At 48.2% G+C, this 442-nt stretch carries 1 protein-coding gene; it reads left to right on the forward strand.

What is annotated here, in order from left to right; translation table 11 throughout:
* Positions 1 to 442: sterol desaturase family protein (locus ACWA6V_RS20705; RefSeq protein WP_449524259.1), on the forward strand; the 442-nt coding region annotated here is incomplete at both ends.

The following is a 442-nucleotide window of genomic DNA, read 5'->3' on the forward strand; positions in this document are numbered from 1 at the left end:
CATCGGAACATCGCACGGACTCGCAGTGCGGGCTCGCCAGGCGGGCCGGGATGGACAAGACCTAACGGCCCACCGCCTCAGCCAAGCCTGCCGGTGATCATCTCAACATGGCTCTCATGTTGCGAGCACAACATCTCGATGCTCACGCTGCCGTACATATTACTTATAGATCTTTTGGATTATTGGATGCACAGGGCACTGCACACGCCCCTATTTTGGCATCAACATGCATGGCACCACGCGCCAAAAGTTATCTACTGGATTTCCGGCCTTAGAACGTCCCCCGGTCAAATTGTAATAAGAATAATTCCATCGACTATTTTTGCTGCCTTTATTTCGTTTGAGCAATTTGTCGATATAGGGATCTTTTTTCTGATTTTTTTTACGCTGTCGCAACATTTCATCCATTCAAATATGCGCGGTCCCTACGAACAATATATAG

The organism is Cellvibrio sp., from assembly GCF_053579595.1.